Origin of the sequence: Nocardia sp. NPDC127579, from assembly GCF_042672005.1 — a bacterium.
In the GTDB taxonomy this organism is placed as follows: domain Bacteria; phylum Actinomycetota; class Actinomycetes; order Mycobacteriales; family Mycobacteriaceae; genus Nocardia.
The window spans coordinates 1,527,159-1,553,278 of the sequence record NZ_JBHXVZ010000001.1 but is presented as its reverse complement, the minus strand read 5'-3'; the positions used below and the strand labels follow the sequence as shown (position 1 = coordinate 1,553,278).

Genomic DNA, 26,120 nt, shown 5'->3' with positions numbered 1-26,120 from the left:
GGTGCAGAACATCTATGTGGTGAGCCACCCGCACGCGGAACACACGCGAAGCGATCTTGTTGGTGGCTGGCATGATTCGCGGCTGACCGAGCGCGGGCGGCGCGATGCTCGATTGATCGCCGCGGAATTGCGGCGGCGGCACGACTCGGCGCGGCCGCTCCGCATCACGACGTCTGATCTGGCCCGGTGCGCCGAAACCGCCACCATCGTGGCCGAGGCGCTCGATGTCGGTGTCACCGCCGATGCACGCCTTCGCGAAATCAGCTTCGGTGTGGCCGAAGGGCGGCCGAACGACTGGCTCGCGCAACGACAGGTACCCGCGCCTGACAACGACCGACTCGACCACCGCGGCCCCGTCCGCGGCGCGGAGACTCGGCGCGAGGTCGCGACACGCGTGGGGGCGTGCGTGCGCGAGTTGATGGCGGATTCCGCGCACGACCATGTCGTGATCACGCACGGATACGCGTTGACGTTCGTCGTCACCACCTGGATGCGGATCCCGGTCGACTCGGCGGGATTCGCGGCCTTCGCCACGACGCCGGGTGCGATCACCCATTTGCAGCTCGACGATTACTGGCGAAACCGGGCTCTGCGCAGCCTCGCCGATACCTCGCACCTGAACACCGAGACACCCTGACACACAGCCGGTTCAGGATCGTTCATGGGCGTGGCGGCGGATTGCGGTAGGCGGCCACGGCGGTTCGGACGAATGAGCGGATCAAGAGGTTGGGGAGCTCGCGGGTCACGGCGACATCGACCAGTCCGGCCCGCAGTCCGCAGGTGGGATCGGTGAGATCGGTGGCGCGGACGCGGATTTCGATCTCGGGGTGCCTGCGCCGGTATTCGGCGGCCAGCCTGGTGACGCCGGGGTCGGTGCTGTCACTCAGGATGCCGACGGTGAGCTGTGCGGTGCCGTCGGACGTCAGTGCACGGGTGATACGGGGTCGGTCACACGGAGTCCTAGGTGTGCGGCGGCGGTCTTCATCGTGTTGCCGTGCGTCGCGACGGTCACGGTCTCGCCGATCAGCAACGCTGTCGCCAGGTGCAGGGCATCGAGGGTCTTGATATGTCGTTCGATGGACTCGGCCACCGTGTGCGTCTCCCGGGTGATGTCGAGGAGACCGACCCGGTCCAACAGTGGCGCACCGTCGGACAGCGGGCGATCATCGCGTCGGAGGACGCGAGTCACCTCGGTGCGCAGCAAGCGGGAGGACAGGAAGATCTCGCCCGGAGTCTGCATCCAGGATTGGAGGCGCTCGCGTTGGGGAACGTCGAGAATGGTGCGCAGTGTGACCGAGGTGTCCAGATAGATGAGGTTCGGTGCCACGGCTCAGTGATCCGCGCGCATCTCATCCAGCAAGGCGTCAACTTCGGCCGCTTGCTGATGGTCCGCATACCAGGAAATGTATTGCTTTTGTCAGACAATATCCGGTGATTGATGGCGGCTGGATGGCGCGACGGCTCACCGCCGCCGCGACCGGGTGGCTGTCGACGGTCTGGTGGTGACGTGCTCAGGTCACGATCACGCGGCGGCCGCGGGTATGACCGGCGCGGCTGTCGATGTGAGCATTCGCGGCTTCGGCGAGGGTGTAGGTCCGTTCGACCGGGATGTGGAGTTTTCCGCGCCTGATGAGGTCGACCGCCGCGGCGAGCGCGTCGGGGACACTTCCGGCCACACCGGAGAACCGGACACCGAATTCGGCTGCGTTCGGATCGGCGATGGTCAGTACCCGTCGCCGGTCCCCGACGAGATCGGCCAGTTCGCGGAGCACACCGGACCCGGCCAGGTCGAGCGCCGCGTCGACCCGGCCGAACTCGCGCACGCGCTCGACCCAGCCGTCGCCGTAGGTCGTGGCGGCGGCGCCGAGGCCGCGCAGATAGTCCTGATTGGCGGCCCCGCCGACAGCGATCACCGCGATCCCGCGATCCCGGGCGATCTGTAGCACCGCGGATCCGACCCCGCCGGAGGCACCGCTGACCAGCAGCGTCTGCCCGGGCCGCACCCCGACTTCGTCGAGTACGCGCAGCGCTGTCTCCACGACCGAGGGATATCCGGCCGCTTCCTCGAAGGCCAATCCCTCGGGCATCCGCGCCCAGGCCGACAGCACGGCGAATTCGGCGTAGGTGCCCGAGCCCACGCCGAAGACGTGGTCGCCGAGCGCGATACCGTCGACACCCGCGCCGATTTCGTCCACCACCCCGGCTGCGTCCAGACCGACACCGGAGGGCAGTGCGATCGCATGGCCGCCGAGGATCTGGCCTTCGCGAATCCGCCAGTCGACGGCGTTCACGCCGGCCGCTCGCACCGCGATGCGCACCTGGCCGGGGCCCGCGTGCGGTTCCTCGGCAGCGACGAGTTCCAGTACTTCCGGACCGCCGAATTCGGCGAAGATCACCTGCTTCATGCGATCGAAGATAACACTAACCGTTAGTATTTTGTAACGGTTGCATTTTTGTAGCTGATAGTATCCGCACATGACCGAGCCGCCCGGGCGCCGCGCACGGAAGAAGGCCGCGACCCGCCAGAAGATCGCCGACACCGCGCTGCGACTGTTCCTGGAACGCGGGTACGACGAGGTCGGCATTCGCGATGTGGCCACCGCGGCCGACGTCGCCGTCACCACGCTGTTCGCGCATTTCGCCTCGAAGGAGGCACTGGTGTTCGAACAGGACGAGACCTTCGAGCAACGCCTGACCCGAGCGGTCACCGACCGGCCGCCGACCCAACCGCTCATTCCCGCGCTCCGCGACGCGATCGAGGCCCAGGTGCGCTACTGCGGCGCGACGGAGGGCGGCGCGATCATCTGGAACCTGATCGACGAGACGCCGAGCCTGCGCCGATACGAGGAAACGATGCGGGTGCGCCACACCGAATCACTGGCGGCCGCCATCGCGGCCGATCTCGAACTGGCCGAGCCGAACACGGCCTGCCGGACTATCGCGCGGTTCGTGGTCGACGCCCATTCGCTGGCGCGCGGGTCGGCCGATCCCGAGGCCGCGGTGGCGGAGATCTTCCGGATGATCGAGGCGGCCTGGGCGGCGGCCTGAGCACGCGAACGACGAAGCGGGCCATGCCGATTCGGCGTGGCCCGGTTCGTCGTGCGGCTTCAGTTCTTGCCGAAGATCTCGGTCATCAGCCGCGTGGTGGCGGCCTGGAAGACACCGGCGAGGGAGAGGTCGGCGTCGTCGATGTAGTTCAGGGCGGCGGTCATGGTCTTCGAGCCGTCGACGGTGCTGTACATCAGGGCGCCGTGGCCGCCGTGGCCGCCGTTGTGCGTGATGACGGTGACGCCGTCCAGGTCGTGCACGAAAACGCCCAGGCCATAGGGAATTTCGGCGTGCGGGGTGAGCATCTCGGTCAGCAGCGGGGCGGGGAGCAACGTGCCGCCGAGCAGCCCGGAGATGAACAGGTGCAGGTCGCGGGTCGTGGAGATCATGTCGCCGCCGCCGGAGATCCAGGACGGATTCTGCTCGGTGACATCGGTGATCTGCTCGATGCCGTCGACCTCGTACCGGTAGTAGGCGTGTGCGTGCGGAGCCGGGATCTCGGTCGAGGTGTCCGGCACGATGGTGCCGGTAAGCCCGAGCGGTTCCAGGATCAGGCGGCGCATCTCCTGCGCCAGCGAGGCGCCGGTCACCCGCTCGACCAGCAGCCGGGCCAGCACGTAGTTGGTGTTGGCGTAGCTCCAGGCGGTGCCGGGCTCGAACCGCGCGGGCTTGGACAACGCGAACCGGACCAATTCCTCGGGCCGGTAGGTCTTGAACCGGCCTTCCACCCATTCCTGTCCCTGCCAGGCGATGCCCGGTTCGAAGCTGCCGTCTTCGAGCTGTTCGCCGGTGTGGTTGAACACGCCGCTGGTGTGCTGCAACAGCATTCGCACGGTGATCCGCGGGTCGAGGTCGAATTCCGGCAGGTAGTCGACGGCGGCGGTGTCGAGTTCGATCTTGCCCTCGCCGACCAGCGCCAGCACCACCACCGCGATGAAGGTCTTGGTATTGCTGCCGATTCGGATGTGGCCGTCGACCGGCGGCGCGGTGTCGGCGCTGAGTTCACCGACACCGGCGCTGCCCGCCCATTCGCCGTGTTCGTCGTTGACCCGCATCGCCATTCCGGTGAATCCGGTGGCGACGACCTCGTCGATGGTCTGCTGCAACTGGTTGTCGTTCATGATGGTCACTCCCGTGGATCTCGCTGTCCGTCCGGCTCTTTCCGCCGTTGCGAAGAAGCGTCCACCTTGCCCCAGGGGCAACCTCAACAGTGACCTACATCACAGCCTCGGCCTCCACCTCGACGAGTACGTCCGGCTCGAAGAGATAGTCGACGCCGATCGCCGACAGCGGCGGCAGCGGATCGGGCAAGCCGAGTTCGGCCGCGACACTGTCGATTCCGGCAATGAAGTCGGCGTAGCGATCCGGCGTCCAACCGGTGACGTAGAACCGCAGCCGCACCACATCGGCGAAACTGGCTCCGGCACCGGCCAATCCACGCGCCGTATTGCGCAGCGCCTGCGCGAGCTGCCCGGCCAGGTCGCCGGGCGCGATCGCGTTGCCCTCGGCGTCGCGCGCGATCTGACCGGCCACGTGCACCTGCCGGGTGCCCGAGCTGATCGAGACATGGTGGTAGGGGACCGGACCGAACATGCCGTCCGGAGTCATCAACCGCACTGTCATGCGTTCACCTTTCCGAGTAGGTATCCGATTAATACTTGGTACTCGAAAGGAACTTCAACGAGACTAGGTGTCATGACCGATACCACCCAGCTCACAATGCACCACCGGGAATTGCTCGACCAGGTGCTCGACAAGTGGTCGCTCCAGATCCTGGACGCGCTGTGTGGAAATCCGCAGCGGTTCAACGAGCTGCGCCGGTCGATTCCCACCGTCACCCAGAAGTCGCTGACCACCGCGCTGCGCCGGCTGGAACGCAATGGCATGGTGGAGCGGGTCGTGATCGGCACCCGCCCGATCGCCGTCGAATATCGCGTCGCGCCGCTGGGCAAGACTTTGCAGGAGCTCATCGATGCCCTCCTGCACTGGTCGACCGTGACCTTGCCCGAGGTGGAACTAGCGCGAATCCGATTCGACGAGCAGTTCGAGTGAGCAGCGCCAGAGCACTGCGGGCAGCCGCCGTGCCGAGGCCCAGGTTCCGGGCGCGGTCGAATTCGCCTATCCACACGCATCCGCACACCGTGTAGCACACGATCCGTAACATTCCCGCTCCACGCGACGACAGCTTCGATGACAACGGCCCGTCGGGGGGCCTGTCCATTTCCGTTTGTCGTTTCGTGAAATTGGGGATCAGGACATGGCTCTTCGTGAGTTCTTGACGCGTCATCGAATCGGGGTCGGCGTCGCCGCCCCGGCGGTGCTGGGTTTGTCGGCGATCGTCGCCGCTTCGTTCGCGCTGACCGCGCAGTCGCCCGAGACCCGAGACACCCGGTTGACCAGCTCGGTTACCGAATGCCACGACATGGTGACCATCTCGGTGGCCGGACGCAACGACACGCCGAACCCGGAGACCACCGCCATGCTGGTCGACGCCAACGGCAACCCGCTGCCCGCCGCACTGTCCGGCGACCACCGCAGCGAATGGGTGGATCCGGTGGTCAACGCGCCCGCCGACGACGTCGATCCGGGCTCCTACCGCGCGGTGTACGTCGCCTACCCGGCGAACATGTCCAGCTACGAGGACTCGGTCAACGCGGGTGTAGCGAACACCAAGCAAGTCATGCGCGAGATCGCCCAGGCGTGCCCGGACACCCGCTTCTCGATCGTCGGCTACAGCGAGGGCGCGGACGTGGTGCGCCGGGTCGCGATGGAGGTCGGCAATCAGGATGCCGGGCCCGAGGGCAACTACGGCATCGTGAACCCGGACTCGGTGGTCGGCGTGGTCATCCTGGCCGACCCGGGCCGCGCGGCCGGTGACGGCACATTCCCCGGTGCGCAGAACCCGAACAACCCCGACAACTTCGATCAGGTGTACGGCGGCAAGCCGATCTCCGGCGAGGGCGTCATGGCCGGCACCGGCGGCGGTTTCGGCAAACTGAACGGCAAGGTCGCCTCGTTCTGCTCCGAGGGTGACCTGACTTGCGCCGCGCCGCAGAACATTTCGCTGCTGCAGCTGGCGGTGAACGTGGGCCGTCAGATCAATGTCGACAATCTGGAGCGCGAGGGGCTCACCCCGGCGACGGGGCAGAATGTCGCCGAGGTGCTGGGCCGGATCGCGATGACGGCGTTCGCCGATATCGCGGCGCAGCCGAACTGGATGGCCAGCGACGAGACCTTCCTGACCGTGCTGCTTCGGGTCTCCGACCCGAACTACAAGCCGGGCCAGCACACCCCGGTCCCGGTGAATTCGCAGATCTCGACCGACGGGATGTCACCGCTGGCCTACCTGCCGCAGAAGGTGTTCAACGAGATCATCGGGCTGATCGTGACCAACCAGAACACCATTCCGGTGGTGCTGAGCGATCCGTACCAGCTGACGCTGGGCCCGAACCACACCGGTCACCACTTCGACTACTGGCGCAATGCCGATCCGGAGAACGGGCAGCCGCTGACCTCCGCCGAGTACGCGGCCGCGTGGTTGACCCAGCTGGCCAAGCAGGCGCAGGCCGGTGAGCCGGTGGACAAGACCGTCAAGCCGAAGACCGAGGACGTGCAGGCGATGTACCAGGTGGTGGACGAGGCGCAGGCGCCCCGGACCGCGACGGCCACCTCGACCAGCAAGTCGCCGACCAGCACCCCGGCCCCGACCAGCACCACCACGAAATCCGATGCGGCCGTGAGCTCGACGAGTCAGGCGCCGACCAGCACGTCATCGGGGAGCACGAGTTCCACCACCGCGCCGCCGAGCACGACGGCACCGAGCAGCACGGCACCGAGCAGCACCGTGGCGCCGACCACGACCGCGGCACCGACCACCACGGCACAGACCACCGCCGTCGCGCCGACCACAACGATCGCACCCACCACGACGATCGCACCCACCACGACCGTCGCACCCACCACGACCACGGAATCGGCCGCGCCGACCACCACCGAGTCGCGGTAGCGACCAGCACGCCACGAACCGGCCGGATCCCGATCCGGCCGGTTCGTTCGCGTCCGGCGCGAAACCCGCCCGGCCACCCCGGAATTCCATATTGTCGGATCATCGGATCTCTGGATATTCTGCGGAGAAACAGAGCGGAGCAGGCCGATGACCAGGCGTGGCTGGGTGCTTTTTCTCGCGTTGGGCGTCATCTGGGGCGTGCCCTACGCGATGATCCGAATTGCGGTCGAGGACTTCGACCCGTTCGCCGTGGCCTTCGGCCGCACCTTGCTCGGCGGCCTGATCCTGCTGCCGATCGCGCTGTACACCAAGGAGCTGCTGCCCGCGTTCCGTCGTTGGAAACCGCTGCTGGCCTATACCCTGGTGGAGATCAGCGGGCCCTGGTTCCTGATCGGGCACGCGGAAACCACCCTGAACAGTTCCACCGTCGGACTGCTGCTCGCCGCGGTGCCGCTGATCGCCGTGGTGCTGGTGACCTTGCTCGGGCACGAACGTTTCGACGGCCGCCGGACCCTCGGGCTGATCGTCGGATTCGCCGGCGTCGCCGCCCTGGTCGGCCTCGATGTCGATCTGTCGAATCCGGCGGCGATCGGCGCGATCGGGCTCACCGCCGTCGGCTACGCGATCGGGCCGATCATCATCAACCGCTCGCTGGCCGACCTGCCACCGCTGGGCGTGGTGACCGCGTCACTGATCCTGGCCGCGGTCCTCTACGCGCCGATCGCCCTCACGCGGCGGCCGTCGCACTACCCCGCCGACGCCACCTGGTCGGTGCTCGGCCTCGCCGTGATCTGCACGGTGCTGGCCTTTCTCGTGTTCTTCGCACTGATCGGCGAGGTCGGTCCGGCGCGGGCCACGGTGATCACCTACATCAATCCGGCCGTGGCTATCCTGGTCGGGGTGGCTGTTCTGAACGAACCTCTGACTGCGGGCATGGCGATCGGCTTCCCGCTGGTCATTCTCGGGTCGGTGATCGGCACCGCTCGCGCCCGCCGCACCGAATCCACCGGCGAACCGGCGGTCGCGACCGCGAGCGGTGACCGCGGATGACATCCGATATCGCGGCGACTCGCAGCGCCTACGACGGAATAGCCGAGGTCTATTCGGATTTCGCGCGCGATCAACTCGACTGGAATCCGCTGCCGCGCCGCATGCTGACCGCGTTCGCCGAATCGGTCGGCGGCGGCGGGGAGGTCGCCGATATCGGATGCGGCCCGGGCTGGATCACCGCCGAGCTGGCCGGGCTCGGGCTCGACGTGCGCGGAATCGATCTGTCCGACCGCATGATCGCCCTGGCCCGCGCCGAGTTTCCGCACCTGCGTTTCGATCAGGGGACGATGGAGTCGCTTCCCTTCGACGACGACACGCTCGATGGCGTCGTGGCCTGGTATTCGATGATCCATCTGCCGCCGGATCGGATTCCCGGGGTGTTGGCCGAATTCACCCGGGTACTCCGTCCAGGCGGCCACGCATTACTGGCCACCTTCGCGATCGACGGTTCGGAAGTGGTGGAACCGTTCGATCACAAGGTGATTCGCGCGTACCGGTGGCCCCTGCGGCGGCTTGCCGAGCTGTCGCGGGCCGGTGGTCTGGAGGTGCTGGCCAGGCTGATCCGGGAACCCGGCAGCGGCGAGCGGTTCGAACAGGGCTACCTGCTGTGCCGCAAGCCACGGTGATTCGCCGGACACATCCGCGATCCGCCGGGTAACTTTGGACTATCGCGCGACGCCGTGCACCGGGTTGCGCGGGCCCGTCCGACAACGTGGTCGATTCCGTTACAAGACTTCACCACTGTCGTCAGGGGGCGACGCGCCATGGAGTTACTCTCACCGATCGATGCCATCTTCCTGATCGCCGAATCCCGGGAACACCCGATGCATGTGGGCGGCCTGCAACTGTTCGAGGCGCCCGAGGACGCGGGACCCGAATTCGCGCGCACCATCCACTCGCGGGTGCTGGCGGATCACACCGTCAGCGCCACCTTCCGTAAGCGGCCCGCGACCTGGCTGGGCGCACCCCAGCTCGGCTGGTCGCAGGATCCGGATGTCGATCTCGCCTATCACGTGCGACGTTCCGCGCTACCCAGTCCCGGCGGCGTCGAACAGCTGCTGGATCTGGCCTCGCGACTACACGGCCAGCTGCTCGACCGGCATCGGCCGCTCTGGGAGATCCGCGTGGTGGAAGGGCTCGCCGACGGCCGGTTCGCGCTGTACACGAAGATGCATCACGCGCTCATCGACGGCGTGGCCGCGCAGCGGCTGATGCAGCGCACGCTCACCAGCGACCCGGCCGAACGCGAGGTCCGCGTGCCCTGGAATCTGCCCCGGCGGCCGCGCACCCCGAAACCCGAGAGCTCAGGGCTCGGCGGCGCGGCGCGAAACCTGCTCTCGGCCGGTGCGTTCGGGCCGAAGCTGGCCCGCGCCGCCCGCTCGGCGCTGCTGGAACAGCAGCTCACCCTGCCGTTCGAGGCGCCGCGCACCATGCTCAATGTTCCGATCGGCGGCGCCCGCACGGTCGCGGTGCGGTCCTGGCCGCTGGAGCGGATCAAGCAGGTGAAGAAGGCCACCGGCAAGACCATCAACGATGTGGTGCTGGCCATGTCCTCCGGTGCGCTGCGCCGCTATCTGGCCGAACGTGCCGCGCTGCCGGACAAATCGCTGATCGCCATGGTGCCGATGAATTTGCGCGGCGAGGACGACACCGAGACCAGCGGCAACAAGGTGTGTGCGGCCCTGTGCAATCTGGGCACCGATGTCACCGACCCGCTGGCCCGGCTGACGGTGATCAGCGAATCCATGCACGACGCCAAGACCGTGTACAAGCAGCTGTCCAGCACCCAGGCGATGGCGCTGTCGGCGGTGACGCTCAGCCCGATGGCGATGACCTTGCTGCCGGCGCTGGTGCAGCGGGCGGCGCCGCCGTTCAATATCGTCATCTCGAATGTGCCCGGCGCGCGGGAACCCATGTACTTCAACGGCGCCCGGCTCGATGCCAGCTATCCCATGTCGATTCCGCTGGACGGGCAGGCCATGAACATCACATTGACGACCACCGCGGCCAATCTGGACTTCGGCCTGGTCGGCTGCCGGCGCAGTGTGCCGGATATGCACCGGATCCTCGATCACCTGGAAAGCTCGCTGGCCGAAATGGAGGACGCCATCTAGTCCGCCCGATATCGGCTGGCAGCGAATCCGCGCGCCTGCCAGGATGACCGGGTGGGTGCAGATGTCCGGGTGTGTTTCGTCGGTGATTCGTTCGTGGCGGGGGTCGGAGATCCGCTGCTGCTCGGCTGGGCGGGCCGGCTCGGCGGGCGAGCGCTGGCCGACGGTGTCGCGCTGACCGCCTACAACCTCGGTGTGCGCCGCCAGACCTCGGCGGACGTACTGGCCCGTTTCACCGCCGAATGCGCGCAGCGGCTGCCCGCCGGAACCGATCGGCGCGTGGTGCTGTCGTTCGGGGTGAACGACACCATGCACGAGAACGGCGGTCCGCGGGTGGATCCCGAGACCTCGGCCGCGAATCTGGCGGCCCTGCTGGAGCGGTCCGCGGAGCAGGGCTGGCGGGTGCTGATGGTCGGGCCGGTCCCGGTCGACGATGCCGCCCACAATGCGCGCACCGCCGCCCTCGACGCGCGATTCGCCGAGATCTGCGCGGCCGCGGAGATCTCCTATGTCAGCGTGCACGAGGTCCTGCTCGGCAGCGCGGTGTGGATGCGCGAGGTGCGGGCCGGCGACGGAGCGCACCCCGGTGCACCGGGCTACGACGTCCTGGCCGAACTGGTACTTCCCCACTGGCAGGACTGGTTGGCGCGCCGATGAGCCAGAATTGTCTGGGACAGAATGGAACTAACTGATCCGGCGGGGCGCTTCGATCGCTTCCTCCAGGCGCGGGAGCCAGCGCACCAACTCGTCCCGATACGGGCCCTCGGTCTCGAGCTGTGACAGCGTTCCGATCAGGGTCAGAGTCGAGCGGGCGAACGGGGTGAATTCCGCGGGCATGGTCAATTGCCGCGCCACATTGGACAATTCGAGTTTCGTCGTGCGCAATACCTGGGTCCGCAGCCAGGGCGTGGTGATCCGATAACTGGACCGGCGGAACGGTTCACTGGCGGCCAGCACCGAGGTGAACAGTGCGTCGATATCGAAAACCCGGCTCGAATCCACGAATCCGTGCCGCCGCGCGACCAATTCCAGATCGCGCGGACCGCCGTGGGCGATAGCGGTGCAGTAATCCACCGCGAATTCATCGAATTCGGCCGGCGGCCACGGGCAGCAGGCCCCGAAATCGACGATGCCGAGCCGCCCGTCGGGTAGCACCCGAAAGTTCCCGGGATGCGGATCGGCATACAGCAATCCATTGCGGGCCCAGCCGGAGAGCACGAAACGCAGCGTCAGCATGCCCACCCGATTCCGCTCGGCCTGACTGCCGCTGGCGCGGATCCGGGTCAGCGGCGTGCCATCCAGCCATTCGGTGATCAGCACATCACCGTGCTGCGCCACCACATTCGGGACACAGAATTCGGGATCGTCCGCGTAGGCGGCGGCGAACGCGCGCTGATGCCGCGCCTCGGCGGCGTAATCGAGTTCCGCGAGCAGCCCGTCGCAGATCGCCTCGGTCACCCCCTTGACATCGGCACCGGACAGAAACACTGTGGCCAGCAGGGAGATTCGACGCAGCTGTACCAGATCGCTCTCGATCGACGCGCGTGCGCCCGGATACATGAGCTTGACCGCGACCTGACGTCCGTCGTGCCAGACCGCCCGGTGCACCTGGCCGATCGAGGCCGCGGCGGCGCGGCGGGCATCGAATTCCCGGAACCGCGAACGCCAATCGGCGCCGAGCTGTTCGGCCATGACCGCGTGCACCATCGAGGGCAGCATGGCCGGCGCCGAATCCTGGAGCTGGCTCAATGCGGCGGTGTAGGGCTCGGCGACATCACGCGGCAAGGCCAGGCCGTAGATCGCCAGCAGCTGGCCGAGTTTGGCCACGCAGCCCTTCAGCTCGCCCAGCACCTCGAAAATATGCTGTGCCGTGCGCAATTGGATATCGCGATCGATCTCCTGCGGCGAACGGCCAAGCAGGCGCTTGCCGACACCCGCCGCCTGGCGCCCCGCGTAGGCCACCGGCAGCGCCGCCAGTTTGGCGCTGCGTACCGAACTCCGTACCGGCGGCGTGTTTCCGGAACCCAGCCTCGTCATGAATCACCTCACAGTCTGCGCTGACCAGTGTTACCGCAGGTGCGGTGCGACACAAGAGGGCCTAGACTGTCTGGGACGTAATCGACACGGACTAGAAAGGTGGCATCGATGGGATCCCAAACGGTAGTCGCCGACGTTGCCGACGAATTGGCGCGCCGGGTTGCCGCAGGGGAATATCAGCCAGGGGATTTGATGCCCTCGGTCCGCCAGGTCGCCGAGGAATTCCGAATGAACCGCGCGACAGCCCAGCTGACTCTCGGCCGGCTGGAGTCCTACGGTTTCGTCGAAGCACGCCGGGGCAAGGGGTTCACCATTCGAGACGTCCGGGAGGCGGGCGGCATCGATGTGTACCGGCATTTGTTTCGTTTTTCCAGTCCCGAGGTCGCGATCGATATGTTCGGCGACATCGTGGAAGCCGAACGCGGCATTGTGATGGAGGCGCTGCTCGCCTATACCGGTAGCGCGCAGGAAATCGACCCGGCGGAATTGAAATCCGCCGTCGATGAGATGGAAGCGCTGGCGCGCCTGGAGGTTCCGGATTTCCACCGGATTCTCGAGATCGAACTCACCCTGGTACGCGGATTGCTCACCAGCATCGGGTCGACCATGCAGCGCGCGGTCCTGAACTCCATCGGCGATATGGTGCTCGAGGTTCCGGAGGCGATCGAGGCCTATTTCGCGGGCGCCGCCGACCTGCACGTCCTGGTCTGGCGTGCGCTGATCGCGGTGTGGGAGTCCGGATCCGGCCCGTCGGACGCGCAGCTGGCGCTGTTCGAGGACCTGTTCGGGATGTACCACGAGAAGGTGACCGCCCGGTTCACCGAACTCGTCGGCGTCCTCGCCGAGCCCGACGTGGAGTCGGTGCACGCGGCCACCGCGTAACCCGCTGCGGCCCGGGCTTTCTCGTCCGGGCCGCAGCCGGCGTCGATTACAGCGCGTCGTTGAGTTTGTTCAAACGCTCGCAGGCGTCGACGTACTCCTGGATCAGGCGGGCGACCACATCGGCGGAGCGCTCGACCTTGTTCATCATCCCGACGATCTGGCCGACCGGGTTGAAGTTCACGTCCTTGGCCTGCTCGGGGTAGCGGTGGCCGCGCTTGACGCCGTCGATGGCGACCATCATCTGTAGCGGCATGGGCAGCGGCTTCGGGTTCTCCGGCTGCTCCCACGCCTCGGTCCAGTCGTTGCGGAGCATGCGGGCCGGCTTGCCGGTCCAGGCCCGCGAACGCACGGTGTCGCTGCTGGAGGCGTCGAGGTAGCTCTGCATCTGAGCAGGCGGCACATTCGCCTCTTCGACCGTGAGCCAGATCGAACCGGTCCACGCGCCCGCCGCACCCATCGCCATGGCGGCGGCGACCTGACGGCCGTTGCCGATACCGCCCGCGGCCAGCAGCGGCAGATCGCCGATGGCGTCGATCACCTGCGGCCACAACACCATCGAGGAGACCTCGCCGCAGTGGCCGCCGCCCTCGGTGCCCTGGCAGACGACGAAGTCCAGTCCGGCTTCCTTGTGCTTGAGCGCGTGCTTGACCGAGCCGCAGAGCGCGCCGATCAGCCGGCCGGAGTCCTGGATCTGCTTGATCACGTCGTCGGGCGGGGTGCCGAGCGCGTTGGCGACCAGTTTGGCCTTGGGGTGGCGCAGGATGACCTCGATCTGCGGTGCGACGGTGGTCGCGGTCCAGCCGAGCAGCTGGTTGACCTGTTCCTCGTCGGGCAGGTGCGGCACGCCGTGGTCGTTGAGCAGTTGCTCCGCGAAATCGCGGTGGCCCTGCGGAACCATCTGTGCCAGTTTGGCTTCCAGTTCCTCCGGGCTCAGGCCCTCGACGCCTTTGCCTTCGTACTTGGACGGGATCACCAGGTCCACGCCGTAGACTCCGGTGACGTGCTCGTCCAGCCAGGCGAGTTCGACCTCGAGCTGTTCGGCGGTGAAACCGACCGCGCCGAGCACGCCGATGCCTCCGGCATTGCTGACCGCGGCGGCTACGTCGCGGCAATGGGTGAAGGCGAAGATGGGGAATTCGATCCCCAGCCGGTCGCAGATTTCGGTGCGCATGGCGTGCTGATCTCCCTCGGGGATGGCAGCCGACGAGGTCGGCGGGGCGGGTACACACCGCCCTAGAACGGGTTTCAGTTCAGGTGCCCGCCCGTCGGCCTCGAGACTGCCGCTACCGCGAATATCGCCATGGCGCGGCAGCGGCAGCATCGACTGGCGGATGCACCATAATCCGACAGTAACATGTTCTAGTTTTCCGGGTACAGCCTCAATTTCTCCCTAACCGGGCCGCCGAATCCGGCCCACACCCCATAGGATCGCGATGTTCGTTTGGGAGGGAGGAACCTTGACCGGCGTAATGGAAACCCCGGCGCCCGCGCTACCCGAGTGGTTCACGGAACTGTTCGCGCACCGGCGCTGGGTTCGGCGCGCGACACCGTTTCCGCACGTGTACGTCCGCGATGTCTTCGTCGAAGAGTTCTATCAGCGGCTGTCCGCCGAATACCAGCGCGTGCGCCGCGATCGCGGCGACGAATTCCACGTGGTCAACGAGCTCTACAGCGCCGACGCGATCTCGCTGACGAAACTGCGCAACGGGCCGCTGGCGCTGTTCGGTTCGCGGGAGTGGCACGACCTGATCGCCGGCGTCATGGGCGTGGCGGGCACCGGCGATATCGAAGGCGCCGTGCACCATCACCCGCCGGACAGCCCGCGCGGCTGGCCGCACAGCGATCTCGCCCCCGCCTGGTTCGCGGGTGACCCGCCCGTCGCGGGCGAAACCCGGCTGCCCGACGGCGAGGTCGACATCCAGACCGGCGAGCGCGAATCCGGCGTCGCGGCCCGCGAACTGGTGCGCGGGGTCGCGATCATGTTCTATCTGGCCAACGATCCGGCCTGGGCCGCCGGCGACGGCGGCGAGACCGCGCTGTTCGCGCACGTGAACGGGCGGCACGACCCGGAACCGGATCTGCTGGTGCCACCGCTGAACAACTCCATGGTCATGTTCGAGTGCACGCCCCGGTCCTGGCACACCTTCGCGGGACACAATGTCGCAGACCGCAACTGCCTGGTCATGTGGCTGCACCGCCCGAGATCGGAGGCGGTCCGGCGCTGGGGAGAGAACCATATTGTCACCTGGTGAACGACGCGTCTGCCTGCTCACGGGTGCCGGCGGCGTGCTCGGCGACGGATTCTGCCGCGCCCTGCACACCGAGTACGACATCGTCGCGGTGCATCGCACCCGGGTGCCGTCGGTGCCCTCGCAGCACGAATGGTTCGTCGACCCGTTCCAGCCGGACGCCGCCGTGCCCGACAACGATTCGCGCGTGCACCTGATCAATGCCGACCTGAGCCGGCCGGGCGAAGTGGAACGAGTCGTCGACCTGGCACTCGCCCGCTTCGGCCGGGTCGACCTGCTGGTCAACAATGCCGCGCATGTCGACCACCGGCCCAACGGACTGATCGACGGCGACGCGGCCCTGGACGGATTCGAACCCACGTTCGGCATGAATGTCGGTGTGCCGCTACGGATGTCGACCCGGTTGGCGCAGCGTGGCTGGCTGCACGACCGGGCGGCGAACCTGGCCCGCAACCGCAATATCGTCAACATCTCCTGCGCCTCCGGCGCCAAGGTCTATCCCGGCGTGCAGGCGCTCTACGCCGCGTCCAAGGCGGCGCTGAACCATCTGACCCGGCACATGGCCGCCGAATTCACCGAGTTCGGCGTGCGCGTGAACGCCCTCGCGCCCTACAACTTTCCCGAGGTGGTTCCGGTCGAGAACGTGCTGCACGCCATCTACCAGCTCGACAGCGGCACGATGACGGGCGGGATCTTCGACGTCGACGCCACCGCCGCGGCACCGCAGGCGGACACCGGGTCCGCCTGACGGCGCACCGCTCACCGCTGGTAGCTCACCCCGGTCAGCTGCTCGGACAGCTCCCACAGCTGCGCGGCGAATACCGGGTCCACCGCCTGCTTGACACTCGGCGACTCCTCCTTGAACCGGTGGAAGTACTTGCCGTCGATCGCCTCGACATCCCGCGTCGCGGCCAGGTGCACCAGCGGCTCGGCGCCCTGCGCCGGGCGGATGAAGAACGGCCGCGCCAGCGGGGACCGGATGAACGCGCCGATCCCGAACGGGATGTTGTCGTAGACATTGGTGGCCACGGCGCCCGGATGGAAGGCGGCGCTGACCAGACCGGTGCGCCGCACCAGCTCGCGGGTGAACACGATATTGGCCAGCTTGGTCGCGGCGTAGGCGCCGAGCATGGAGAACGACCCGGACGGCGCGTTCACGGTATCCAGGTTCAGTTTCGCGGTCCGGTAGGTCAGGCTCGAGGTGTTGATGACTCGTGCCCGCGGCGCCTGGCGTAGTCGATCCAGCAGCAACCCGGTCAGCAGGAAGCCGCCCAGATGGTTGACCTGGAAGGTGCGCTCATTGCCGTCCACGGTGACCGCGCGATCCGGCCACGACCCGCCCGCATTATTGACCAGCACGTCGATCTGGGGAAAACGCCCCAGCAACTGATCGGCCAGCTTTCGCACGTCGTCCAGGCGGCCGAAGTCCGCGAGGAAATGCGCCGCCCCGATCTCCTCCGCCACCCGCGCGGTCCGCTCCGGATCGCGTCCGACCACCGCCACCGTCGCGCCGCGCGCGGCCAGACGGGCCGCACCGACCGCGCCGATCCCGCTGCTGGCGCCGGTGACGACGATGGTCCGGCCCTGTAAGTCCTGGTCCTGCACTGCCATAACTTCCTCCCTGAATCACCCGCCCTCCCTGATCGTGGGCCGAACGGGCGAGTTCTTCAAGCACGCGTACCCCCACTCGAGCCCACAATGTCTCCCGGGCTGCGACCGATCCGGGCGTCTCTGGCAGGCTGATCACGCGCGGGACATCGGCGTGTTGGCGCCGAACGTCCCGGCGGGCTGCTGCATACTCACCCGGGGTGGCCCGTCACCCTATGGCGCCGTGCAGCTTCCACCGACCGAAAGTGCCGATACGACATGCGAGTCGACGGGCGGGAGATCCCGGTCACGGGCAGCCTGCTGCAACCGCTGACCCGGCGGACCACCGACATGGTTCGCGTCGCACTGGCGGCGTCCTGGCTCGCGATCATCATCGCCGCCTCGGTGATCACCCGCCCGGAATGGCTGGCCCTGGAGAGTTCGGTCTCCGATATCGTCGGCTTCCTCACCCCGGACCAGTCGAATCTGGTGTACCTGGTCTACGGCGTGCTCATCCTGATCCTGCCGTTCGCGATTCTGGTCGAGCTGATCATCGGCAGACAGTGGAAGCTGCTGGCCGGATACGCGGCCGCGGCGCTGCTGGCCGGACTGCTGCTCTCGATCACCGGCACCGGTCTGTCGGCGCCACAGTGGCATCTACAGGTTCCCGACCGGCTGGACACCTTCCTGTCCCAGTTCCTCGACGACCCGCGCTGGATCGCCATGCTGGCCGCGGTGCTCACCGTGTCCAGTCCCTGGCTGCCGCGCAAACCGCGGCGCTGGTGGTGGATTCTGCTACTGCTGTTCGCGCCGATCCACCTGGCGGTCTCGACCGTCGTCCCGGCCCGGGCCATGCTCGGCCTCGCGGTCGGCTGGCTGGTCGGCGCGGTCATCGTCTGGCTGGTCGGCACGCCCGCCCTGGAGGTGCCGCTCGACGCCGCGGTCCGGGTGCTGGGCAAACGCGGCTACACCGTCACCGGGATCCGGGTGGTGCGCCCCGCCGGGCCGGGCCCGCTGGTGCTCGCCGCCGCCACCGAAGACGACGAGGTGAACGTCGAGCTGTACGGCAAGGATCAGCGCAGTCACGGCGCCCTGCGCATGCTGTTCCGCTGGTTGACCTTCCGGCGCGGCGAGACCGCGGCCATGCACGGTTCGCTGCATCGCGCGGTCGAGCATCGCGCGCTCATGACCATCGCGGTGGGCGAGATCGGGCTGGCCGCGCAGGACGCCGTCGCCGTGGCCGCCCTCGATCGCGGCTGGATGCTCTATGCGCACACCCGCCCGCGCGGCAGACCCCTGAGCCAGGTGGCGGCCGCGGATCTACCCGGGGTGTGGAACTCGCTGGCGGAACTGCACGGCGCTCAGGTCGCGCACGGCGATCTACGGCCGGAGGAGATCCGGCTCGGCGACGACGATGTCACCCGGTTCAGTGGTTTCGGCAATGCCGAATTCGGGGCCTCGGAGGTGCAGCGGAAATCCGATATCGCGCAGCTGCTGGTGCTGACCTCGGCCATCTTCGGCAAGAAAGCGGCCGTGCGCACGGCCATCGACGCACTCGGCGAACAGCCGGTGCTGGCGGCCTCGCCGCGACTCACCAAGTCCGCCATGCCCTCCGGGATCCGCAAATCGGTCGCCGACTGGAAATCCGTGGTCGCCGGGACCCGCGACGAGGTCCGCGAGCAGACCGGCACGGACAAACTCGAAGCCGACCAGATCACCCGGTTCAGCCGTAAGCAGGTCATTCAGCTGGCGCTGCTGATCGGCCTGGTCTACGTCGCGTATCCGTTCATCAGCCAGGTCCCGACCTTCTTCACCCAGTTGCGGACCGCGAACTGGTGGTGGGCGCTGCTCGGGCTCGGAGTCTCGCTGCTGACCTATGTCGGCGCCGCCGCCGCGCTCTGGGCGTGCGCGTCGGGGCTGGCCTCGTTCCCGAATCTGGTGATCATGCAGATCGCCAACACCTTCGCCGCCACCACTACACCCGCCCGGGTCGGCGGTCTCGCGCTGAGTGTGCGGTTCCTGCAGAAGAGCGGTCTCGGGGCGGTGCGGGCCACCGCCGCGGTGGCGTTGCAGCAGGCCGTCCAGGTGATCACGCATCTCTCGCTACTGCTGCTGTTCAGCGTGGTGGCGGGCAGATCGGCGGACCTGTCGCACTTCGTGCCCGACGCCACCGTGCTGTATCTGGCCGCCGGTGTGGGCGTCGGCGTGCTCGGCACCTTCATGTTCGTGCCGAAACTGCGGCGCTGGCTGAACAATTCGATCCGCCCGCAATTGCAGGAGGTGCTCGGCGAACTGGGCGATCTGGCCCGCGACCCGAAACGCTTCGCCATCATCATCCTCGGTTCCACGGCCATCACCCTGGGCATGGCGGGCGCGCTGTGGGCCAGCGTGCAAGCGTTCGGCGGCGGCGCCAATTTCGTCACTGTCACGATCGTCACGATGGTCGGCGGCACACTCGCCTCCGCCGCGCCCACCCCGGGCGGCGTCGGCGCGGTCGAAGCCGCCCTGATCGGCGGACTCGCCTTCGTCCTCCCTCCGACCGTCTCCGTTCCCGCCGTCCTGCTCTACCGCGTCCTGACCTGCTGGCTCCCGGTCTTCTGCGGCTGGCCCACCATGCGCTGGATGACCGCACGCAACCTGATCTAGTTCGGCTCGAAGATGGTGTCGCGCACGGTCGCCGAGAATCCGGTCACCAACTGCGCGACGTTCCGGCGCACCTGACCCGCGCGCAATTCGGCCGGCAACGCGTGCCAGACATCGCGGATCAGCGCCGACGCCTGCTCGGATTCGCCGCGCCGCTGTAGCGAGGCCGCCAGGTCCAGATCGAGCAGCGCGCGTCCCACCTCGTCCTTGGCCGCCATCGGCAGTTCCAGCATGCGCTTGCGAATCTCCTCGGCCCCGCGCCAATCGTCCATCGAACTCAGCGCGTGCGACTGATGCCAGCGCAGGATGTACTCGGAGGTGCCGAGATTGTTGTCGGTTCGATCGGTCACCGGCAGGACATCGAACAGTCGCTCGGCGGTGGTGATGGCGTCCAGGGCTTCCCGGGATCTGCCGACGCGGGCCTGGATTCCGCCTTCGGCGAGCAGCCCGAACACCCGTCCGGGATTCGGTGCCGTCCCGCTCACGGCCTGCGCTGTGCGAGCCATGCTCAGACCACGGTCGAGCGCGTGCCGATAGCATTCGTGACCGTGGGCCAGATGCCCGAGCAGCCAGGCTTCCACGCCGGGATACCCGGACTGGCGCGCGGCGCGCCGGGATTTGTGCGCCCACATGAAGGTGTCGTGAATATCGGCGATGTCATTGAGCCGGAAGGCGATCAGCCCGGCGAGGATCGCCTCGACCCGTCGCAATCTGCGCTGTGTCTCGGTACCCGGGTCGCTCAGGATCAGCTGCTGCACCTGAGCGAGATCCCGCATCCGTGCCGGGATGAATTCCGACGGGGGCAGCACATAGACCAGGTACCCACTGAGGTCCAGGCCCTCTTCCAGCGACTGGAGCGCCTCCGCCATCGATGACCGATTCCGCGCACCGGCCGCATCGAATGCCGGTGCGGCGCACGCGGGATTCACGAGCCGTACCCGCACCGGGTAGCGCCGATCGGAGTAGTCGTTACCGAAGCCGAGCCGGTCCGGGCGCGTGCGGTACAGCTGGCACAGGGCGTCCAGAAACTGATACGACGGCATGTCCGATCCGGTCTCCCAGCGAGAGACGCTCTGATGCGACAGTCCCGCCCCGGCGGCTCCGCGCTCGGCCAGCAGATCCTGTAGCTGCCGCGCCACCTCGCTGAGCGTGAGTTTGTGCGCGACGCGGTGCGCGCGTAGCAGCGAAACTCCGCAGTGTGCGCGGATCGCCTGGGCTGCCTGCCATTTCGATCCACCGCCTTGTTCGAGCTCGCGTACGATTCGTCGTCCGCACGCGATGCTGTGCTGACCGCTCACAACATCTCCAGCCGGCTGGTGCTGTCCCGCTGATCGGGCTGGCACGAAATGTTTTGTGCCAGTGCTCCGAAGATAGCTCGCCGCCGTGCGTGCCGACCGCGATATTCCGCCGGTTTGCGCGCTCTGCGTGCATTCGGGAGAAACTGCTGGCGCGGGCGGTTGCGCGGATCTCACGCTTTCGCCATGAGACACCAGCGATTTGTACCGACGATCGGCCCGGCTCGGCACCGGGGCTGCGCGCACCGAGAGGCAGCCCACTGGACCCGGAGCGCACCGGCCCTGACGACGGTGGCGGCCGCCCTGGCCGGCTTCGCCACCTGCGTGGCCAGCATGAATCTCACCGGCCTCGCCGTACTGGCGGCCGCGACGCTGCTGGTGGCCTGGCTGGCCCGCGGGCGGCGCTGCCGGTGCGGTGACAGCGCCGAGGAATCCCAGGCGCCGCGATGAGGGTATTCGCCGGTGTCGGCGACCGGCCCGTGGTTTCGCATTGGGACGGCGGGTCCGGCTGTAGGCTGGAGCGCATCGACAACACTCTTCCCGGACGGGTCAGCATGCGCACCGACCTGCGCGGAGTCGGCGCATTCCTAGTACTCACAGCCTCGTTCGCGATGCTCACGGTATTTGCGCGATTCCTGAACATGGACAATGGATTCACGATCGCACAGCAGGTTTATCTGCGTACCGCGGTGGCTTTTCTGATCGCCGTTGTCGCGTTCGGCCGCTGGATCCGCTGGCGCGTGATTCTGACCATCACGGGCCGCGAGTGGCGGGTGATCGTCATTCGCGCCGTCCTGCTGTATCTCGTCGGAACCTCGCTGTTCTCCAAGGCCGCGACCTTGGCTCCGATCAGTGACGTCTCGTTCATCGCGGCGCTCCCGCTCGTACCCGCGTTGGGACTGCTGCTCCGGAAGGTGCGCATCACGCCCACTCGCGTCCTCTGTGTCGCCGGGTCGGCCGCCGGGGTCGCGATCCTGACGGCCTCGGGCACCGGCCCGCTCGCCCTGTCCTGGGACCGTGGTGAGCTACTCGCGCTGGTGGCCATGGTCGCCCTCGCGGTGAGTTACATCGGCCGGGAATGGCATGACGACAGCCTGAACAACTACGAGATCACCGCGTTGACAGTGGGTTTCGGCGCTGTCGCGGTCGCGCTCTGGTCGGTGTTCAGCGGGGATGGCCTGCCCGACGTTTCGGCGACGGACGCACCGACCACCCTGTGGGCGGCGATCGCGGTCGCCGGAATTCTCAATGTCATGAACGTGTTCCTGATCAACTACGCCTTCGAGCACGTCGATCCGGTACACGGCGGCAACCTGCTGACCCTGGAATGTGTGTGGGGGTTGCTGCTCGGCTGGTTGTGCTACCAGCAGATGCCGACGGTCGGCGGCATCGTCGGCGGCATCGTGATCGTCGCCTGCGCCGTGCGTCTCAATATCGCCGGTGGGCAGCCCGATTCGCCATCCGTCGCCTCGCCGCCACCACCGACCACGCTGCCCGCGCCGGTCGACCGAGAACCCGTGCCCTCGCAGCGGACCTGAGCTTTCGGCTCGACTAGGGCTTGGTCGCGCGCAGGACGCCGGTCACCGGGCGCGCGGTGCTGAATTCGACGTCGTGGAACCCGGTTGTGCGCAGCAGGTCTCGGTAGCGGCGGATATCGATGGCGGCAAGCGGGTCGGTGTGGGCGGCGTGGTCGTCGGTCTGGCGCGCGGCGGAGCGGGACATGGCGCGGATCAGGGTGGACACGATGCGGCCGTGCGGGTGGGTGTCGGCCAGCAGCAGGCGACCGCCGGGGCGTAGCACGCGGAACATCTCGGCGAAGGCGTCCGGACGCCGCGCCTGGGGAATGTGGTGCATGACGAAGGTGCAGGTAAGTACGTCGACGCTGGCGTCGGCGAGCGGAAGCTGCTGTGCCGGAGCGAGTTCGAAGGCGCATCGAGGCAGGTGCGCGGAGTGCTCGCGCGCGTAGCGCAGCATTTCCGGGGACGGATCGATGCCGGTCGCCGTTCCCGTGACACCCGCGCGTTCGGCCAGGTTCCGAAGCAGATCTCCGGGGCCGCAACCGATATCGGCGACGCGGTCGCCGGGGCCGACGCCGCTGAGGGCGGTCAGCCTCCGGTTCAGGGCGCTGCCGCGGCCGACCATGAATGCCTGCCGGAAGACCAGATAGGCGCGCGGATTGGTGAGCAGGATACCGATCTCGTCGGTGGGGTTCGTGCTGGTTTCGGTCATGGCTCCATGGTCGGCGGAGGCGGCGCGCGGAACCAGGAACAAAACCGGATATACCGTTCGATACCGAACAAATGGTCCGGTATTGTCCGGGACCGGGTGATGATATGAGTGACACAGCGGATCGCCGGGTACGCCGCACCAGGCAGCAATTGCACCAGGCCCTGGTCGAGTTGATGATCGAGCGTGGCTACGACCGGATCACGGTGCGCGACATCCTGGAACGCGCCGACGTCGGCCGCTCCACCTTCTACGCGCACTTCCGGGACAAGGACGACCTGCTCGTGGTGAGCAGCACCGAATTCCTGCGATCCGCCCTGGATGCGCCGGAACCCGGTGCGGCGCCACAGGGTTGGTCGCCGCCGGATTCCGAACCGCTGGCACCGATGTACACCCTGTTCAGCCTCGCCGCCGAATACTCCGACGTGTACCGGGCGTGGCTGGGCCGCAAGAGCAGCGGCGAGATGCTGCGCGCCTATCAGGCTGTGCTGGGCAAGATCCTGACCGAGCGTCTGGCGGATCGCCTCGATCTGGACGAGGACGAACTGGCCGCCACGGTCACCTTCCTCTCCTGGGGCGTGGTCGGCCTGCTCGGTGGGATCGCGCAGGCGGATCCGCCGACCCATCCCCGCGTCGCCTACCGCCGTTTGAATCAGCTGGCCGGTCCGGGCCTGCGGGCCCGCCAGCCCTGATATCCGGGTCGGCCGGGCAGTTGGCTCTCACACCGCGTCGCGGCGCAACAGCTCCTGGGCCACCACCGCGGTGATATTGCCCGCGGTCACCAACTCCAGATTCGCCAGCGCGGCGGCGTGCGCCTCCGGCGTGGCGGCGGTGACGCAGTCGGTGACGACGTGCACGGTGAACCCGAGATCGGTGCCGTGCCGGGCGGTCTGCTCGACCGTCAGATTGGTGGCCACGCCGGTCAGGAACAGGGTGTCGATCTCGCGTTCCCGCAGCCACTCGACAGCCGGGCTCGACGCCAGCCCGGACAGCTTCTGATTGTCGAAGGCCACCGTGTACCGCCCGGCCATCTCCGGAATCGTCTGCGCCCCGGGCGATCCCGGACGGAAATCGGTCTGCCCGGCCGCGACCGAGCGCATGAACCCGGTGTTGCGCACCAGTTCCCCCTCGCCGATCGGCACGGTGAACCGGGTGAACACCACCGGCACCCCGGCGTCGAGCGCACCGGCGTGAAAGCCCGCCGCCCGGCGCACCACGCCGCTGCGCGCGACCGGAGCCGCCAGCATCGGCCCGAAGAACCCTTCGGGCCGAATCACATTCACCTGCCAGTGCAGTCCGAGCACTGCGGCGCGGACGCGGGGAGTAGCCATAGGCCGATCATGAAGCATCCGCGCCGGTTGCGCCTGGATTCATGACGAATAATCTTTGCGCAACTGCACTTTCACGACCTTGCCGCTGGCATTGCGGGGCAGCTCGGCCACCACGACCAGATCCTTGGGATGCTTGTAGCGGGCCAGGTTCTCGTTGAGGAACGGCTCCAGCTCCGCGATGGTGAGCTGTGCGTTCGGATCGGTGAGCGCGACCACCGCGACCGGCACCTCGCCCCACTTCTCGTGCGCGCGCCCGATCACCGCGGCCTCGCGGATCGCCGGATGCGCGAACAGCACATTCTCCACCTCGGCGCAGTAGATGTTCTCACCGCCGGAGATGATCATGTCCTTCTTGCGGTCGACCACGTAGACGAAGCCGTCCTCGTCCTGGCGCACCAGATCGCCGGAGTGGAACCAGCCACCCGCGAAAGCCTCCGCGGTGGCCTCGGGCTTGTTCCAGTAGCCCGCCATGAGCGTCGGTCCGCGATAGACGATCTCGCCGATCTCGCCGGGCGCGACGTCGTTCATCTCGTCGTCGACCACGCGGGCCTGAATGGTGGGGATGGGCTTGCCGACCGAGCCGAGCTTGGCGATCGCGTCCTTGCCCTCCAGCACACAGGTGATCGGCGACATCTCGGTCTGCCCGAACACCGCGACATTCTGGGCATCCGGGAAGCAGTCCGCCATGGCCCGCAGCACGGTGTCCGAGGCCGGAGCCGCGCCCCAGCTGAGCATCTTCAACGCCAGCTTGCGCTGTTTGACGGTCGGCTCGTCGCAGATCAGCTGCCACTGCGCGGGCACGCAGAACGCGGTGGTGGCGCCCTCGCGTTCCACCGCGTCCAGGTACTCGGTCGCGTCGAAGGCGCCGAGCGGATGCAGCACAGTCTTCCCGCCGAGCATGAAATACGGTGCGAGACTGCCCAGTCCGGCGATGTGGAACAGCGGCGAGGTGCAGAAACCGACCGAATCGGGTGTGATCTCCAAGGCCCGGATACACGTGAGCGCCTGGGCGTTCATGTTCGCGTGCGAGAGCACCGCGCCCTTGGGACTGCCGGTGGTGCCCGAGGTGTACATGATCAGGCTGGGGGTGTCCTCGGGGATGTCGAGCGGGCTGTGCGGCTCGCCGCCCTCGGCGAGCAGTTCGTCGTAGCCGAGCACGCCCTCACCCGAGGTGCCGTTGATGACGACGCAGGTCTCGAGCGCCGGCGCCTGCGCCCGCACCGCGGTGGCCAGCGGCTGCAACACCGTGTCGGTGACGATGGCCTTGGCGCCGCTGTCGCCGACGATGTAGGCGACCTCTGGTGGGGTGAGCCGGAAGTTCACCGGCACCGCGATGGCGCCGAGCGCGTTGATGCCGAACACCGCCTCCAGATATTCGGGGTAGTTCAGCGCGAGCAGCAGCACCCTGTCGCCGAATCCGACGCCGCGGCGGGCCAGCGCATCGGCGAACTTCCCGGACCGCTCGTGCAGCTGGGCCCAGGTGGTGTCCCGGCCCCGGAACCGCAGCGCGACCGCGTCGGGACGCATCAGCGCGTGCGCTGCGATCTGGTTGTTCCAGTGGTTGCGCCGCGACCGGATCGGTTCGTCGAGCGCTTGGGCACCATTCATCATGAGACGAGAATAACAACTAACTTAATTGAGCAGCAAGAGCGAAT

Annotated in this window: 27 protein-coding genes; 15 read left to right on the top strand and 12 right to left on the bottom strand. The window is 67.5% G+C overall.

Annotated features, from left to right (window positions below; genetic code table 11):
- Nucleotides 1–19 precede the first annotated feature (19 nt).
- Nucleotides 20–637: a histidine phosphatase family protein gene (locus tag ACFVMC_RS06705; RefSeq protein ID WP_379207490.1), complete on the top strand. Its 618-nt coding sequence runs from the start codon at nt 20–22 to the stop codon at nt 635–637.
- Between the two features lie 22 nt (nt 638–659).
- Here the strand turns inward: ACFVMC_RS06705 and ACFVMC_RS06700 are convergent, their stop codons facing one another.
- The 3 genes from ACFVMC_RS06700 to ACFVMC_RS06690 form a co-directional block, all read right to left on the bottom strand.
- Entirely contained in the window at nt 660–926 is a 267-nt protein-coding gene (locus tag ACFVMC_RS06700; RefSeq protein WP_379207869.1) for a LysR substrate-binding domain-containing protein, read from the bottom strand.
- The gene (locus ACFVMC_RS06695) at nt 923–1,327 is read right to left on the bottom strand and encodes a type II toxin-antitoxin system VapC family toxin (RefSeq protein WP_379207488.1); all 405 of its coding nucleotides are present in this window, start codon (nt 1,325–1,327) and stop codon (nt 923–925) included. The genes ACFVMC_RS06700 and ACFVMC_RS06695 overlap by 4 nt, the downstream gene beginning before the upstream one ends.
- A 184-nt stretch (nt 1,328–1,511) precedes the next feature.
- Nucleotides 1,512–2,405 carry an NADP-dependent oxidoreductase gene (locus ACFVMC_RS06690; protein WP_379207486.1) on the bottom strand — a complete coding sequence of 298 codons (894 nt, stop codon included), beginning with the start codon at nt 2,403–2,405 and terminating at the stop codon, nt 1,512–1,514.
- A 70-nt stretch (nt 2,406–2,475) separates the two neighbouring features.
- Here ACFVMC_RS06690 and ACFVMC_RS06685 point away from each other — a divergent pair, with 70 nt between their 5' ends.
- Entirely contained in the window at nt 2,476–3,048 is a 573-nt protein-coding gene (locus ACFVMC_RS06685) for a TetR/AcrR family transcriptional regulator (protein WP_379207485.1), read from the top strand.
- Nucleotides 3,049–3,107: 59 nt separating this feature from the next.
- On the opposite strand, the gene ACFVMC_RS06680 is transcribed toward ACFVMC_RS06685, so the two are convergent.
- Nucleotides 3,108–4,169 carry a serine hydrolase domain-containing protein gene (locus ACFVMC_RS06680; protein ID WP_379207483.1) on the bottom strand — a complete coding sequence of 354 codons (1,062 nt, stop codon included), beginning with the start codon at nt 4,167–4,169 and terminating at the stop codon, nt 3,108–3,110.
- 94 nt (nt 4,170–4,263) lie between these two features.
- Complete coding sequence (locus tag ACFVMC_RS06675) at nt 4,264–4,671, bottom strand: Rid family hydrolase (RefSeq protein WP_379207481.1); 408 nt, start codon at nt 4,669–4,671, stop codon at nt 4,264–4,266.
- 72 nt (nt 4,672–4,743) lie between these two features.
- On the opposite strand from ACFVMC_RS06675, the gene ACFVMC_RS06670 reads away from it, so the two are divergent.
- From ACFVMC_RS06670 to ACFVMC_RS06645, 6 genes are all read left to right on the top strand, one after another.
- Entirely contained in the window at nt 4,744–5,100 is a 357-nt protein-coding gene (locus tag ACFVMC_RS06670) for a winged helix-turn-helix transcriptional regulator (protein WP_379207479.1), read from the top strand.
- 205 nt (nt 5,101–5,305) lie between these two features.
- Nucleotides 5,306–7,054, top strand: coding sequence for a cutinase family protein (locus ACFVMC_RS06665; protein WP_379207478.1), 1,749 nt, complete (start codon nt 5,306–5,308; stop codon nt 7,052–7,054).
- 147 nt (nt 7,055–7,201) lie between these two features.
- Nucleotides 7,202–8,104, top strand: coding sequence for a DMT family transporter (locus ACFVMC_RS06660; RefSeq protein WP_379207476.1), 903 nt, complete (start codon nt 7,202–7,204; stop codon nt 8,102–8,104).
- Nucleotides 8,101–8,730 carry a class I SAM-dependent methyltransferase gene (locus tag ACFVMC_RS06655; RefSeq protein ID WP_379207474.1) on the top strand — a complete coding sequence of 210 codons (630 nt, stop codon included), beginning with the start codon at nt 8,101–8,103 and terminating at the stop codon, nt 8,728–8,730. The genes ACFVMC_RS06660 and ACFVMC_RS06655 overlap by 4 nt, the downstream gene beginning before the upstream one ends.
- Nucleotides 8,731–8,868: 138 nt before the next feature.
- Nucleotides 8,869–10,218 carry a wax ester/triacylglycerol synthase family O-acyltransferase gene (locus tag ACFVMC_RS06650; RefSeq protein ID WP_379207472.1) on the top strand — a complete coding sequence of 450 codons (1,350 nt, stop codon included), beginning with the start codon at nt 8,869–8,871 and terminating at the stop codon, nt 10,216–10,218.
- Between the two features lie 51 nt (nt 10,219–10,269).
- Nucleotides 10,270–10,872, top strand: a complete 603-nt coding sequence (locus tag ACFVMC_RS06645) for a GDSL-type esterase/lipase family protein (protein WP_379207470.1) — start codon at nt 10,270–10,272, stop codon at nt 10,870–10,872.
- A 27-nt stretch (nt 10,873–10,899) separates the two neighbouring features.
- Here ACFVMC_RS06645 and ACFVMC_RS06640 read toward each other — a convergent pair whose 3' ends face one another.
- Nucleotides 10,900–12,252: an ABC1 kinase family protein gene (locus ACFVMC_RS06640; RefSeq protein ID WP_379207469.1), complete on the bottom strand. Its 1,353-nt coding sequence runs from the start codon at nt 12,250–12,252 to the stop codon at nt 10,900–10,902.
- A gap of 108 nt (nt 12,253–12,360) precedes the next feature.
- Between ACFVMC_RS06640 and ACFVMC_RS06635 the strand changes: the two genes are divergently transcribed.
- The gene (locus ACFVMC_RS06635) at nt 12,361–13,134 is read left to right on the top strand and encodes a FadR/GntR family transcriptional regulator (protein WP_379207468.1); all 774 of its coding nucleotides are present in this window, start codon (nt 12,361–12,363) and stop codon (nt 13,132–13,134) included.
- A 46-nt stretch (nt 13,135–13,180) separates the two neighbouring features.
- On the opposite strand, the gene ACFVMC_RS06630 is transcribed toward ACFVMC_RS06635, so the two are convergent.
- The gene (locus ACFVMC_RS06630) at nt 13,181–14,305 is read right to left on the bottom strand and encodes a nitronate monooxygenase (RefSeq protein WP_379207467.1); all 1,125 of its coding nucleotides are present in this window, start codon (nt 14,303–14,305) and stop codon (nt 13,181–13,183) included.
- A gap of 286 nt (nt 14,306–14,591) precedes the next feature.
- Between ACFVMC_RS06630 and ACFVMC_RS06625 the strand changes: the two genes are divergently transcribed.
- Together ACFVMC_RS06625 and ACFVMC_RS06620 are read left to right on the top strand one after the other, a co-directional pair.
- Entirely contained in the window at nt 14,592–15,386 is a 795-nt protein-coding gene (locus tag ACFVMC_RS06625; RefSeq protein ID WP_379207465.1) for a 2OG-Fe(II) oxygenase, read from the top strand.
- Complete coding sequence (locus ACFVMC_RS06620; protein ID WP_379207463.1) at nt 15,373–16,131, top strand: SDR family NAD(P)-dependent oxidoreductase; 759 nt, start codon at nt 15,373–15,375, stop codon at nt 16,129–16,131. Before ACFVMC_RS06625 ends, ACFVMC_RS06620 begins: the two co-directional genes overlap by 14 nt.
- 11 nt (nt 16,132–16,142) lie before the next feature.
- Here the strand turns inward: ACFVMC_RS06620 and ACFVMC_RS06615 are convergent, their stop codons facing one another.
- Nucleotides 16,143–16,994 carry an SDR family NAD(P)-dependent oxidoreductase gene (locus tag ACFVMC_RS06615; RefSeq protein ID WP_379207461.1) on the bottom strand — a complete coding sequence of 284 codons (852 nt, stop codon included), beginning with the start codon at nt 16,992–16,994 and terminating at the stop codon, nt 16,143–16,145.
- 255 nt (nt 16,995–17,249) lie between these two features.
- On the opposite strand from ACFVMC_RS06615, the gene ACFVMC_RS06610 reads away from it, so the two are divergent.
- Complete coding sequence (locus ACFVMC_RS06610) at nt 17,250–19,616, top strand: lysylphosphatidylglycerol synthase domain-containing protein (RefSeq protein ID WP_379207460.1); 2,367 nt, start codon at nt 17,250–17,252, stop codon at nt 19,614–19,616.
- Here the strand turns inward: ACFVMC_RS06610 and ACFVMC_RS06605 are convergent.
- Complete coding sequence (locus ACFVMC_RS06605; RefSeq protein WP_379207458.1) at nt 19,613–20,911, bottom strand: helix-turn-helix domain-containing protein; 1,299 nt, start codon at nt 20,909–20,911, stop codon at nt 19,613–19,615. The two genes, ACFVMC_RS06610 and ACFVMC_RS06605, sit on opposite strands and share 4 nt — an antisense overlap.
- 183 nt (nt 20,912–21,094) lie before the next feature.
- On the opposite strand from ACFVMC_RS06605, the gene ACFVMC_RS06600 reads away from it, so the two are divergent.
- Nucleotides 21,095–21,358: a hypothetical protein gene (locus ACFVMC_RS06600; RefSeq protein ID WP_379207456.1), complete on the top strand. Its 264-nt coding sequence runs from the start codon at nt 21,095–21,097 to the stop codon at nt 21,356–21,358.
- 161 nt (nt 21,359–21,519) lie between these two features.
- Nucleotides 21,520–22,446: a DMT family transporter gene (locus ACFVMC_RS06595; RefSeq protein ID WP_379207455.1), complete on the top strand. Its 927-nt coding sequence runs from the start codon at nt 21,520–21,522 to the stop codon at nt 22,444–22,446.
- 13 nt (nt 22,447–22,459) lie between these two features.
- On the opposite strand, the gene ACFVMC_RS06590 is transcribed toward ACFVMC_RS06595, so the two are convergent.
- Nucleotides 22,460–23,137 (bottom strand): class I SAM-dependent methyltransferase, encoded by a 678-nt coding sequence (locus ACFVMC_RS06590; protein ID WP_379207453.1) that lies wholly within the window; start codon nt 23,135–23,137, stop codon nt 22,460–22,462.
- 104 nt (nt 23,138–23,241) lie between these two features.
- Between ACFVMC_RS06590 and ACFVMC_RS06585 the strand changes: the two genes are divergently transcribed.
- A complete protein-coding gene (locus tag ACFVMC_RS06585) occupies nt 23,242–23,826 on the top strand; it encodes a TetR/AcrR family transcriptional regulator (RefSeq protein ID WP_379207451.1) in 585 nt (194 codons plus the stop codon).
- A 27-nt stretch (nt 23,827–23,853) separates the two neighbouring features.
- On the opposite strand, the gene ACFVMC_RS06580 is transcribed toward ACFVMC_RS06585, so the two are convergent.
- Both ACFVMC_RS06580 and fadD5 read right to left on the bottom strand, forming a co-directional pair.
- Nucleotides 23,854–24,465: a cysteine hydrolase gene (locus ACFVMC_RS06580; RefSeq protein ID WP_379207449.1), complete on the bottom strand. Its 612-nt coding sequence runs from the start codon at nt 24,463–24,465 to the stop codon at nt 23,854–23,856.
- Between the two features lie 39 nt (nt 24,466–24,504).
- The gene (gene fadD5, locus ACFVMC_RS06575) at nt 24,505–26,076 is read right to left on the bottom strand and encodes a fatty-acid--CoA ligase FadD5 (protein WP_379207447.1); all 1,572 of its coding nucleotides are present in this window, start codon (nt 26,074–26,076) and stop codon (nt 24,505–24,507) included.
- Nucleotides 26,077–26,120 lie beyond the last annotated feature (44 nt).